10 protein-coding genes, 8 tRNA genes and 1 riboswitch are annotated in these 12,223 nt (G+C 38.0%); of the genes, 16 read left to right on the top strand and 2 right to left on the bottom strand.

The window, feature by feature from the left end; all coding sequences use genetic code 11:
• Positions 1-2 precede the first annotated feature (2 nt).
• The 8 genes from AC6UDB_RS03890 (at position 3) to AC6UDB_RS03855 (ending at position 799) form a co-directional block, all read left to right on the top strand.
• Positions 3-75 (top strand) — tRNA-Val (locus AC6UDB_RS03890).
• 8 nt (positions 76-83) lie between these two features.
• Positions 84-158: transfer RNA gene (locus tag AC6UDB_RS03885), tRNA-Asp, on the top strand.
• A 68-nt stretch (positions 159-226) separates the two neighbouring features.
• Positions 227-299 (top strand) — tRNA-Phe (locus AC6UDB_RS03880).
• A 6-nt stretch (positions 300-305) separates the two neighbouring features.
• Positions 306-388: transfer RNA gene (locus AC6UDB_RS03875), tRNA-Tyr, on the top strand.
• Positions 389-398: 10 nt separating this feature from the next.
• Positions 399-469: transfer RNA gene (locus AC6UDB_RS03870), tRNA-Trp, on the top strand.
• A 14-nt stretch (positions 470-483) separates the two neighbouring features.
• Positions 484-556: transfer RNA gene (locus AC6UDB_RS03865), tRNA-His, on the top strand.
• A gap of 57 nt (positions 557-613) precedes the next feature.
• Positions 614-684, top strand: a tRNA-Cys gene (locus AC6UDB_RS03860).
• A gap of 30 nt (positions 685-714) precedes the next feature.
• A tRNA-Leu gene (locus AC6UDB_RS03855) sits at positions 715-799 on the top strand.
• Between the two features lie 189 nt (positions 800-988).
• Here the strand turns inward: AC6UDB_RS03855 and AC6UDB_RS03850 are convergent.
• Positions 989-1,522 carry an Ltp family lipoprotein gene (locus tag AC6UDB_RS03850; RefSeq protein ID WP_500695751.1) on the bottom strand — a complete coding sequence of 178 codons (534 nt, stop codon included), beginning with the start codon at positions 1,520-1,522 and terminating at the stop codon, positions 989-991.
• A gap of 746 nt (positions 1,523-2,268) precedes the next feature.
• Between AC6UDB_RS03850 and AC6UDB_RS03845 the strand changes: the two genes are divergently transcribed.
• The 7 genes from AC6UDB_RS03845 (at position 2,269) to AC6UDB_RS03815 (ending at position 10,105) form a co-directional block, all read left to right on the top strand.
• Positions 2,269-3,633: a purine-cytosine permease family protein gene (locus tag AC6UDB_RS03845; protein ID WP_500709190.1), complete on the top strand. Its 1,365-nt coding sequence runs from the start codon at positions 2,269-2,271 to the stop codon at positions 3,631-3,633.
• A gap of 1 nt (position 3,634) precedes the next feature.
• Complete coding sequence (codA, locus tag AC6UDB_RS03840; RefSeq protein WP_500709189.1) at positions 3,635-4,870, top strand: cytosine deaminase; 1,236 nt, start codon at positions 3,635-3,637, stop codon at positions 4,868-4,870.
• 77 nt (positions 4,871-4,947) lie between these two features.
• Positions 4,948-6,003: a zinc-dependent alcohol dehydrogenase family protein gene (locus tag AC6UDB_RS03835; RefSeq protein WP_500709188.1), complete on the top strand. Its 1,056-nt coding sequence runs from the start codon at positions 4,948-4,950 to the stop codon at positions 6,001-6,003.
• A 228-nt stretch (positions 6,004-6,231) separates the two neighbouring features.
• Entirely contained in the window at positions 6,232-7,533 is a 1,302-nt protein-coding gene (locus AC6UDB_RS03830; RefSeq protein ID WP_500709187.1) for a uracil-xanthine permease family protein, read from the top strand.
• Between the two features lie 314 nt (positions 7,534-7,847).
• Positions 7,848-8,627, top strand: a complete 780-nt coding sequence (locus AC6UDB_RS03825; protein WP_500693618.1) for a transporter substrate-binding domain-containing protein — start codon at positions 7,848-7,850, stop codon at positions 8,625-8,627.
• 24 nt (positions 8,628-8,651) lie between these two features.
• Positions 8,652-9,368 (top strand): amino acid ABC transporter permease, encoded by a 717-nt coding sequence (locus AC6UDB_RS03820; protein WP_500693619.1) that lies wholly within the window; start codon positions 8,652-8,654, stop codon positions 9,366-9,368.
• Complete coding sequence (locus AC6UDB_RS03815) at positions 9,368-10,105, top strand: amino acid ABC transporter ATP-binding protein (protein WP_500709186.1); 738 nt, start codon at positions 9,368-9,370, stop codon at positions 10,103-10,105. The genes AC6UDB_RS03820 and AC6UDB_RS03815 overlap by 1 nt, the downstream gene beginning before the upstream one ends.
• A 37-nt stretch (positions 10,106-10,142) precedes the next feature.
• On the opposite strand, the gene AC6UDB_RS03810 is transcribed toward AC6UDB_RS03815, so the two are convergent.
• Positions 10,143-10,838, bottom strand: a complete 696-nt coding sequence (locus AC6UDB_RS03810; protein ID WP_500709185.1) for a hypothetical protein — start codon at positions 10,836-10,838, stop codon at positions 10,143-10,145.
• 105 nt (positions 10,839-10,943) lie between these two features.
• Positions 10,944-11,025: riboswitch (SMK box riboswitch) on the top strand.
• On the opposite strand from AC6UDB_RS03810, the gene metK reads away from it, so the two are divergent.
• A complete protein-coding gene (gene metK / locus AC6UDB_RS03805; protein ID WP_500709184.1) occupies positions 11,023-12,210 on the top strand; it encodes a methionine adenosyltransferase in 1,188 nt (395 codons plus the stop codon). Its footprint overlaps the riboswitch before it by 3 nt.
• Positions 12,211-12,223: the final 13 nt, after the last annotated feature.

The raw sequence follows: 12,223 nt of genomic DNA, 5'->3' as shown, positions 1-12,223 counted from the left end.
TTGGAGGATTAGCTCAGCTGGGAGAGCATCTGCCTTACAAGCAGGAGGTCACAGGTTCGATCCCTGTATCCTCCATAACGTATGGTCCGTTGGTCTAGTTGGTTCAGGACGCCTGCCTGTCACGCAGGAGATCACGAGTTCGAGTCTCGTACGGACCGTTTGTTGTGGGTAACCCTTGCAACATTAATTAAATAGTTTTATTATTATAAATGTCATAAAAGACAATGGCTCGGTAGCTCAGTTGGTAGAGCAACGGATTGAAGCTCCGTGTGTCGGCAGTTCGATTCTGTCCCGCGCCATTATATGGAAGGATAGCGAAGTCTGGCTAAACGCGGCGGACCGTAAATCCGCTCCTTCGGGTTCGGTGGTTCAAATCCACTTCCTTCCATTTTATTTATAGGGATATCGTACAACGGTAGTATACCGGTCTCCAAAACCGTTGATGTGGGTTCAATTCCTACTATCCCTGTTTATGATGTTATGGCGGTAGTGGTGAAGTGGTTAACACATCGGTTTGTGGTACCGACACGCGTGGGTTCGATTCCCACCTACCGCCCTTTTGATTGCTTGGTTCCAGTAGGGAAGGGCAGTTGTTAAGGCTTAGTGCCTTTATGGCGGTATAGCCAAGTGGTAAGGCAGAGGTCTGCAAAACCTTCATCACCGGTTCAAATCCGGTTACCGCCTTTGTTTTACTGCTTTAGCAATCATTAGCATGCCGGAGTGGCGGAACTGGCAGACGCGCTGGACTCAAAATCCAGTGATCATTGCGATCGTGTGGGTTCGAACCCCACCTCCGGTATAACATAGTTATATAGCTTATCTTAGCAAATCAAGAACGTTGTTATGACAACGTTCTTTTTTTATACTCTGATCTTACTGTGTATAGTTTGTTTAATTTTTAAGTGGGTCACACCCTTTGAATACGTGTTAGAAATAAAATGGCCAAAATAAAAAGCCATCGTAAAATGACTTTTTATCTTATTATGTTTTATTGGTTAATTTGACCTAAGTTGTTTTTATTAATGGCATACTTAGCTTGTTCAGGGGTGTATCCCTCAGCTTCAGAAGTTAGCTGATCGTAAACTTGTTGAGCTGATAAATGTTGTTCTTTCGAATAGTTTTTTGCTGATTTAACCGCGTTTTCTTGATAATCTTTATCACTGAATTTATTAACGGCCGATTGAGCCGCTTCTGGTTTAAATTTATTTCCAGATTGCGATGTTAATTGAGTATATAAACGCTTCTTAGACATTGGAACAGATTCCATATAGCTTTTAGCGGTATTGTATGCATTATTGCTCTCAGTGTTTGCGCTATCAGTTGTTGAAATTGCCGACGCCGTTTTAGACGAACTCTCTAGTTTTACTTTTTGGGATGTTTGACTGTCCGATGTGGCAGAACTACTTTTCTTTTTATCACTGTTACTTCCAACAACGAAGATTACTACAAGTATGATGATTGCAATTATGATCCAAACCCAGAATCGTTTATACCATTTCTTTTTTTGTTTTTCCTTTGCCATAACAAACTCCTTATATTAGCTTTTAACGTCAATCGGTTTTGGACGTATTTTATAATCATACTGATTATTTATTATTTAATGACACCCGAAACACTACCTATTTAGTATATCAAAGTAGCATAAATAAAAGAATCATCAACTTAATCTTTAGTTGCTGACACATAATTATTGATGATAAAGTAGTTTTGTCAAAATAGTTGACGTTCCTTATTCCACCGTACACGCGGCAAAGATTGAGGGAGAGGTCAGGTAATTAAGCTTTCTTCTTGCTAAGTAACACTGATATGACATATACTAATAATGCAGGGATGAGTCCGGGTACATTAAGGTTCTGTTGATCCTTCATTGTTGTTAATTTATTAACTGCCCGGACTTAGACCTGTTTTTTGATGGCTAAGATAATTATGATAATTGATGCATTAAGATGAAATAGGGATCACCAAATGGTGATCCCTATTTTCGTTTATTTCGAAGTTTTATTTTTAACTTTCTCAATTTTAATTTTTGTTTCTTAAGCTTTAACTTTTGTTTTTTTAATCGTAACTTTTCACGCTTAAGTCTTGCTTCACGTCTCCCAAGCACATTGATCAACCCCTTAATTGAACTAGTACTTATGATACACTCTTCTTTTTTATAATCCAATCATCATTTTCATAGCTAAATTTAGCTTTTAAATAACTTTAAGAATTACTATAATTGGTTCAATGTGAATTTTGGTTATCATTTTAATTCAAGGGAGGAAAAAAATGGAAAACGGAAATAAGTACGAAGTTCATCCCATTCCAAAGAACGAACGCAACATGAGCTATTGGGATATGTTTGCTAACTGGTTTGGAGCAAACGCTAATAATGGAACTTGGTTTATTGGGGGCATTATTGCCGCTTGTGGTTTATGGGGTGGGTTTAGTGCTTTGGTGGTTGCCTCAATTATTTCATATCTGTTTCTAAGTTTAATTGGATATGAGGGGTATAAAACGGGTTTATCGACGACAACCTTGAGTCGGGCGACATTTGGAATCCGGGGAAGTATGATCCCATCGGTTGTCAATTTAGTGATGTTTATGGGTTGGACCGCGGTTAATACTTTTATTGCGGCAACTTCATTATCCTATATTTTTAATTCATTCTTTGGTTGGCCAATCTTTGGGAAGCCTGGTGGAACGTTCGGTTTAGTTGTCGGAATTCTGGTTATGAGTATTTTACATATTCTTAGTGTTGTATCAGGGCAACGATCCATTAGAATTATTGAAAGAGTTGGAATTATTCTAGTTATTGTCTTTGTAATATGGGAAGTCTTGGTAGTGTTTAGAGATGTTTCGTTTACCCAACTTGCTCATTATATGGTTCCCAAAAAGGATCGGATGCCGTTTGGAGCAGCAATTGATAGTCTGGCTGCGTTTAACTTGGCATGGGTTACCAGTGGAGCTGATTTTACTAGATTTACTAATAAAAAGCGTGTTTCAACAAGTGCACCATTTTTTGGAGCTTTACTAGGTGCAGTCAGTTTTGCATCCATCGGATTATGCACTACCATCAGTATTGCCATTACGTCTGGAGTTTATGATCCCAATAATTCTGATCCAAGTACAGTGGCCAATAAATTGGGTCTAGGAATGATTGCAATGATTGTGATTGTCTTAACCAGTATGACCGCTAATGCTGTTAATTTACAGGCGGCTGGATCAGCATTAACGAATATGTATCATAAATTGACATTAAAACAGTCGTTGTTGATTGTCACCGTGGTGGCGATGATTTTAACCTTTACCCCACTTTTAAGTGGAAGCTTTCTTTCTGCTTTTACGGCCTTCCTTGATTATATTGGGATGTTTTTAGGCCCAATCATCTCCATCATGCTAGTAGATTACTTTCTTCTTAATGATCGTGACTACCGTTTGGAATCATTTGGAGATCCGAAAGGAGAGTTTTGGTATAGCCATGGGGTGAATTGGTTTGCGTTTGCACTTTGGATTTTAGGAATTTTGTTATACTTAATGTTGAAAAATGTTGCAATTGTTAAAAATACCATTGGAGCAACTTTTATTGTAATGGCAATTATTGCTGTTCTCTACTACGTTATCGGTCGGGCGTTAGAAAGACGGGACAAATAAAATGATTATTAAACAGGGATATATTGAGAATTCGACAAAAAAACAAGACATTTTAGTTAAAGATGGAAAGATTAAAGAGATTGGTGATCACATTGATGATCCTAAAGAAGAGGTGATTGATGCGAATGGTAAATTAATTATTCCACCATTTATTGATTCACATGTCCATTTAGATTCGACTCTGACAGCCGGTGAACCCCGGTTTAATGAAAGTGGAACCCTATTTGAGGGTATTTCAATTTGGTCTGAGCGAAAACAAAGCTTATCTGAAAAAGACGTTAAGGAGCGCGCCATTAAAACGATCAAGAATCAGGCTGAACATGGAATTCAGTTCGTTAGAAGTCACGTTGATACTACTGATCCCAATCTTACCGCTCTTAAAGCACTTCTTGAGGTAAGGGAACGGGTATCTAGTTTTATTGATCTCCAATTAGTTGCTTTTCCACAGGAGGGGATTCTATCATTTCCACATGGCAAAGATTTACTAACAGAAGCTGTCAAAATGGGAGTTGACGCCGTGGGTGGAATTCCCCACTACGAATTTAATCAATATTATGGGCGTGATTCACTAACGTTTTTGATGAACTTAGCTGAAAAATATGGCAAACTTGTTGACGTTCACTGCGATGAAATTGATGATCCAAATTCCAGAAATTTGGAAGTTCTAGCTACTTTGGCGTATGAATCAGGACTAAGTGATCGGGTTACTGCAAGTCATACAACGGCTCTTGGATCGTATAACGATGCATATGCCGATAAGTTGATGAGAATTCTTAAGATGTCAAAGATTAACATGGTAGCCAATCCACTAGTTAATGTGCATTTGGGTGGTCGATTTGATACTTACCCTAAACGACGTGGTCTAACGAGAGTCAAGGAACTTTTAAAGCATGGAATCAACGTCTCGTTTGGAGAGGACGATGTAAAAGATCCGTGGTATCCAATGGGGAACGGTAACATGCTGGATGCGCTTTACGTTGGTATTTTAGCGAGTCAATTGATGGGGTATCATCAGATTATGGATTCATATAAGTTGATTACTACCAACGCTGCTAAAACTTTACATGTTAGTGATCATTATGGAATTGAGAAGGGGAAACCCGCTAGTTTCTTAATCTTTGATACAGATAATTTTTATAATGAAATTAACGAAAGAAGAACGCTTTTATACTCGATTAGAAACGGGAAAGTTTTGGTTAAAAAACAACCAGAAGAAGTTCAAACTCATTTTGGTTAGGTTTTAGTCAGTGTACTTCACTTTCATTTTTCTTGTGATATGATGAACGTAAAGATTACATTGAGGAGGCAATTATAATGGTAGAAGAAGCTAATACCGAGATCCCTAAAACTATGAATGCTTGGGAAATTGTTAAACCTGGACCGATTAACGGAAGGAAATCTCCCTTAAAATATGTTAGAAAAGACGTTCCAGCACCTGGTGATGGTGAAGTCTTGGTTAAGGTGTTAACGTGTGGAGTTTGTCACACGGATTTACACGTTACCGAGGGTGATTTACCTGTCCATAAAAAAGATCTAACTCCTGGACATGAAATTATTGGTAAAGTAGTTAAAAATGGTCCTCATACTCGTCGATTTAAAATTGGTGATCGAATCGGAATCCCATGGTTACGGAAAACATGTGGTGTATGTAAGTATTGTCGTTCTGGCAGAGAAAATCTATGTCCATATTCTAAATATACGGGATGGGATCATGATGGTGGCTATGAGGAGTATACAACCGTTCCAGAGGGATTTGCTTATCGAATTCCAGAACGGTTTAATTCACTTCAAGCAGCCCCACTGCTTTGTGCTGGAATCATTGGGTATCGGGCTTTTGAACGTGCTAACATTCCAGCTGGTGGTACCCTTGGAATTTATGGCTTTGGTGGGTCTGCTCACATCACCGCGCAATTGGCGATTGATCAGGGAATTGACGTTCACGTCTTTACACGAGGTGAAGATGCCAAACAATTTGCCTTGTCACTTGGGGCAAAATCAGTCAATAACACATATGATATGTCGCCCGTTCCTCTAGATTCATCGATTATTTTTGCACCAGTCGGTGAGGCTGTTCCTAATGCGTTGAAAAGTTTAGCTCCCGGAGGTACTTTAGCATTAGCCGGAATTCATATGACTGATATCCCTCAGATGAGTTACGAAGAGCATATTTTTCACGAAAAGAACTTAACGAGTGTTGAAAGTAATACGAGAAGTGATGGCGAAGAGTTTTTGACTTTAGCTGATCGTTTACACATTGAACCTGACGTTACTGAATTTCCACTTTCAAAGGCGGATGATGCCTTGAAAAGGGTTGCTAAAGGTGATTTGAAAGGTGCTTGTGTTTTAAACGTCGGGTTAGAGAGTAATTAGCTTATAAGTAAAGTACAAGTGATGCCAAAACGATAAACCTTTTCGTTTGGAGATTTTATTGACAAACAATCATAAAAAATATATCATTTCAATTAAATAAATCTTTAAGTGTGTCCAGTGAGGCAGCAAGATTTCGAATTTTAAAGTGATACTGTAAAACTTTATTTAATCGAAGACTGTTGTCCCTTGGACAGCAGTTTTTTTATTAGAGAAGGGAAGTCAGTATAAATGTCTCAGAAAAAGGACTATGTATTAGGAATTCATGACCGTCCATCACCACTAAAATGGGTCGGACTTTCCTTACAACACATGTTTTCAATGTTTGGCAGTACAGTAATTGTTCCATTGTTAGTCGGTTTAAGCCCAAGTATTGCACTTTTTGCTTCAGGAATTGGGACGTTACTGCATATTTTAATTACTAAGGGGAAAATTCCCGCTTACATGGGATCTAGTTTTGCCTTTGTCACTCCAATGATGGCACTTATGAAAACGACTGGAATTTCAGGAGTTTCTCAAGGAGTGGTTGCGGTCGGCTTAGTTTATGTGGTTGTGGCTACGATCATTTCATTTATTGGATCCGATTGGATTGATAAGATCCTACCACCAGTGGTAGTGGGGCCGATCGTAATGGTGATTGGACTATCACTTGCAGGGAGTGCTGCCCAAAATGCAATGATGGATCATGGAAAGTATAACTTGGTTTTCTTCGGAATTGCGATGACCACCCTGTTTTTAGCAATTTTCTTCAACGTTAAATTAAAGGGATTCTTGGGATTAATTCCGATTTTATTGGCAATTGTTTGTGGGTATTTAATTTCAATGGCGTGTGGATTAGTTGATATTCACGCAATTGCCACTGCTCCATGGTTTAAAATGCCTCCGTTTCATATCATTGGCACCGAGCGAGGCTTCAAGTTTGACTGGAATGCCATCTTGATTATGGCTCCAATCGCTTTTGTTACGATGACCGAACACATGGGTCATTTGATGGTACTCGGCGAAATGACTCACAAGAATTTCTTTAAGAATCCAGGTTTAAATCGCACGCTTGCTGGGGATGGAGCCGCATCGCTTGCAGCTGGAATTCTTGGTGGGCCCGCGGTAACTAGTTATGGCGAAAATATTGGAGTCATGGCAATTACCAAAGTTTACAGTGTTTGGGTCATAATCGGAGCAGCGATTTTTGCCATGATCTTTGCGTTCGTGAATAAGTTAAATGTTTTAATCATGCAAATGCCGCTCCCAGTTATTGGTGGAATTAGTTTTCTCCTATTTGGGACAATTGCTGCTAATGGTGTCAAAGTGATGATTGACAATAAATTGGACATGGATAAGAAACGCAATTTAATGATTGCGTCGGTTATCTTGGTAATTGGAATTGGTAATGCATATATTCAAATTGGAAGTTTCCAGTTTACTGGAGTGGCTTTAGCAACTGTGATTGGAATCGTTTTGAATCTTCTCCTACCAAAAGACGAACATGATGATCCAGATCTTGAAGATCAATCTATTGACCCAGTAAAGAAATAGTAATATTATGATTTTATGTTAAAGAACACGAAGGGAGAAACTAATTATGTGTAAACCATGTTGTTGTAAAAAAGATTTGACAAAATCTGACAACACTTTTGGTATGCACTCAAAGGTTTCTCTATAAATGATATTAATTTATTATAATTATGAGAGGACTGGTGGATCCAGTCCTCTTTTTTGTGTTCTTTTGTGATTATTTAGGAGGTATCATCATGAAAAAGTTACTTGTCTGTTTAAATTTTTAGAGTAAAATAAACATAGCGAGTTAGTTAATTTTGCACAATATATTTTAATGAATGGGGATTTTAATTATGAAGAAAAGATGGCCTTTACTTTTACTAACAGGAGTGGCCGCGTTGGCTCTTACCGTTACCGCATGTGGGAAACAATCCGAGACTAAAAAGCCTGGGACTTTGACGGTTGGTATGGAAGGAACTTATGCTCCGTATTCTTACAAGGATAAGAACGGTAAGTTAACCGGCTTTGAAGTTGATTTGGCTAATGATGTTGCTAAAAAGATGGGGATGAAGGTTCAATACAAGTTAACTGGATGGGATTCATTAATTCAGGGACTCAATTCTAATTCTTACGATGTTATTTTTAACAATATGGCAATTAATCCAGCTAGAAAAAAGCAGTATCGGTTTGCCACTCCATACATTTATTCAAAGGCAATCATGATTACTAAGAAAGATTCACCAATTAAAAATGCTCAAGACTTTAAGGGTAAGAAGGTCGCTGAAGGTACTGGTACTGATAACTGGAATAACGCCGAAAAGCTGCATGCTAAACCAGTTACTTCACCAGATTTTAATACTTCAATGCAAATGATTGATCAAGGTCGTGTTGTTGGTGCCTTAAATGCTCAGCCAGCATGGCAAAGTTGGTATGCAAGCCATAAGAATACTGACCTTCAAGCTAAACTAGTTCCAACTAATGTTATTCCACAAAGTCAAATTGCTCCAATGATGAACAAGAAGTCTGCTAAGTTAAATAAACAGATGGACAAAGCAATTAATGAACTTCGAAAAGATGGTACCTTGAAACGATTATCAATGAAGTACTTCGGAGAGAATATTACCGATAAATAATATTAGTTAGGAGCTTAAAGAATTATGTGGGACATTATCATTTCATCATTACCGAGTCTCTTAGAGGCAATGATTAAATACACCATTCCACTAACAATTATTTCATTCTTTTTTGGTTTAATTCTTGCGATTGTTACCGCACTGATAAAGTTTTTAAAACCACATGGGAATGCATTTGTTAGAGTTATGTGGGGCATTTTTAGAGCCATTGCAGACGTATACGTGTGGGCTTTTCGTTCCACTCCATTGTTGGTTCAGTTGTTCATTATTTATTTTGGTTTACCGAATCTGCAAAATTTCATTCCCGGTTTTAATTTTGAAATTCCGGCCTTTACGGCAGCAATAATTGGGTTTTCGTTAAATACTGGTGCTTATGCCTCGGAAACAATTCGGTCAGCTCTGATGTCTGTTCCCCAAGATCAATGGGATGCTGCATATACTCTGGGTTTTAGCACCACTCAAACCCTGTGGTACATTGTTTTACCACAAGCAGCACGAATCGTACTTCCTCCACTATCTAATGAATTTATTGGATTAGTTAAGGATACCTCTCTTGCAAGTACGATTACCATCACAGAGATGTTTCAGGTTAGTCAACAAATTGCGGCGCACAACTATCAGCCACTACTTATGTACACAGAAGTAGCTGCTCTTTATGCTATTTTGTGCAGTATTTTAACGATCCTTCAACACTATCTCGAAAAGCGTTCTTCAAGATACTTAAAGGGGGATGAAGGCTAATGATTAAGATTGAAGACATTGTAAAAAAGTACGATGGAAAAACTGTTCTGGATAAAATTAGCACGGAATTTCCTGAGGGAAAAACGACCGTAATTGTTGGTCCTTCTGGTTCTGGAAAGTCAACGTTGCTACGTTCCCTGGACTTGTTGGTTCATCCTGATTCAGGCGTAATTAGTTTTCCTAATTTTTCGTTAAACTACGCGGATAAGATTACCAGTAAACAAAGTAAGGAATTACGAGCACAGACTAGCATGGTCTTTCAAAATTGGAATCTTTTTCCTAATTTACGGGTGATTGATAACATCACGGCTGCACCAATCCATGTTCATAAGATTTCGAAAAAAGATGCGGTTGCTCAGGCAGAAAAATTATTGAAACGGGTTGGTCTTGAAAAATATGCTAATTTCTATCCCGATGAATTATCTGGAGGAATGCAACAACGAATCTCGATCTGTCGGGCATTGGCAGTCAAGCCTAAGTACATTTTATTAGATGAACCTACCAGTGCGCTTGATCCGGAGTTAGAGACGCAAGTTTTAAAAATGCTGGAAGAGTTAGCTGATCAGGGACAGTCAATGATTATGATTACTCACAACATTGAGTTTGCTAAATTATCTGCTGATAAAATGTTATTCATCGAAAATGGGGAGAAGATTTTTGATGGATCAAAGGACGAATTTTTTAATAATCCTTCTCCGAGAATCAAAGAATTTTTAGATGCAATTTCCTTACAGTAAATAAAAATGAGGACTTCATATTTTGAAGTCCTCATTTTTATATGAAAGTTGCTAATCCAATAATTATAAATGAAAGTAAGCAATTTTCTGGGGTTTCTTTTTCGCTGAAGATTTGAATTCCGTATGAGATTAATACTAAAGTAATTAAAATTGCACATTTTAATAAGGGAAAATTTGCTAGCAGAAGCGCTGCAAAGATTAAAATGAAGATAAAGTTTAATTTAGTTTCAAGTCGGTGATTAAAGAACGGAACAAAGAACAAACAGTATAAGCAAAATAGAATTCCAACGTTTACGAGGACACTTGATTCCAGGTATTGGTTATCAAGATAACAAAAAGAAATGACCGGAGCAATTGAATTTAAAAAGGAAAAGCAAACCAGTCCATAGTAATTTTCGAGTTTAAATTTGGGCATCATTACAATGATGTTGGTGATTCCAAGGATGACAAACAGGATGATTAATAAGATGGGAAACAAGGAGACAATCGCTAATAATACTGGGATGACGTTGAGAAATAAATTGATCCTTGGATCATAACGAATGATGAAAAGTAGAAGGGAAGCCGACCAAAGAAACTCTGATAGGATTAGCACCACCAGTCTGGTATTCCATTGAACTGATAGTAAGTCAACTTGCGAAGCAAAAAGCCATATTAGTGTATTCAAGATGATGAATATTGTAAGAACTAAGGCATGTACGGTAGTTTGATTCTTTTCAATAAAAGTTTTCATAATATTGTCCTTTTTGTATTAATAAATCCATGTTAATCAATTATGTAAATTTGTTCAATGGAGGTTTTGTGTGCTTTTTAATTACTTGCGAATATGTTATTATTATAAAGTTATGAGCAGATTCCCGATAGGATTCACGAAGAGTGAAGTTGCCTTGTAACCACAAACAATAGGGGGAATAAGAATGTCAGAAAAGCGTTTATTTACTTCTGAATCAGTTTCAGAAGGTCATCCGGATAAAGTTGCCGATCAAATTAGTGATGCAATCCTGGATGCAATTTTAAAAAAAGATCCAGATGCACGAGTTGCCTGTGAAACCTCAGTTACTACAGGACTTGTATTGGTGTTTGGTGAAATCTCAACTAGTGCCTATGTTAACATTCAAAAAGTTGTTAGAGATACAATTCGTGAAATTGGTTATAATGATCCTAAATACGGATTTGATGCAGACAGTGTTGCTGTGTTAGTTTCACTTGATGAACAGTCACCAGATATTGCGCAGGGAGTTGATGAGTCGGTTGAGACTCGTGGCGGAGACGTCGATCCTCTTGATAAGATTGGTGCTGGGGACCAGGGAATTATGTTTGGTTATGCAGACAGTGAGACCCCTGAGTTAATGCCACTCCCAATCTCATTGAGTCATCATTTAATGCAGAAACTCTCTAAGCTTCGTAAAAATGGTTCTATTCCTTATCTTAGACCGGATGCCAAAGCGGAAGTAACGGTTGAATACGATCAAAATGATGATCCTAAGCGTGTTGATACCGTGGTTTTAAGTACTCAGCATGATCCTGATGTTACTCAAGAACAGATTCGAAAAGATGTTATCGAGAAGGTTATCAAAACGACGATCCCATCTAAGTATCTTGATGAGAACACTAAGTATTTAATCAATCCAACCGGAAAATTTGTGGTTGGTGGACCCGTTGGCGATGCCGGCTTGACTGGAAGAAAAATCATTGTTGATACATATGGTGGGGCAGCTCATCATGGTGGCGGTGCTTTTTCTGGGAAAGATGCAACTAAGGTTGATCGTTCCGCAAGTTATGCAGCGCGGTATATCGCTAAAAACATTGTTGCGGCTGGACTTGCAAAAAAGATTGAAATTCAGTTGGCATATGCCATTGGGGTTGCTGAACCAGTTTCAATTTCAGTTAATACGTTTGGAACTTCAAAAGTTTCAGACGATAAGTTAGTCGCTGCCATTAGAAAAGTATTCGACTTGCGGCCAGCTGGAATTATTAAGATGCTTGATTTAAAGCGACCAATTTACAAACAAACGGCTGCTTATGGTCACTTTGGGAGAACGGATGTTGATCTTCCATGGGAGCATACCGATAAGGTAAAAGGGCTACAAAATTATTTTAAATAGGATTTAAATGACG

Source organism: Fructilactobacillus sp. X3R2C1 (assembly GCF_059901235.1).
This window is presented reverse-complemented; position numbering and strand designations above follow the sequence as displayed.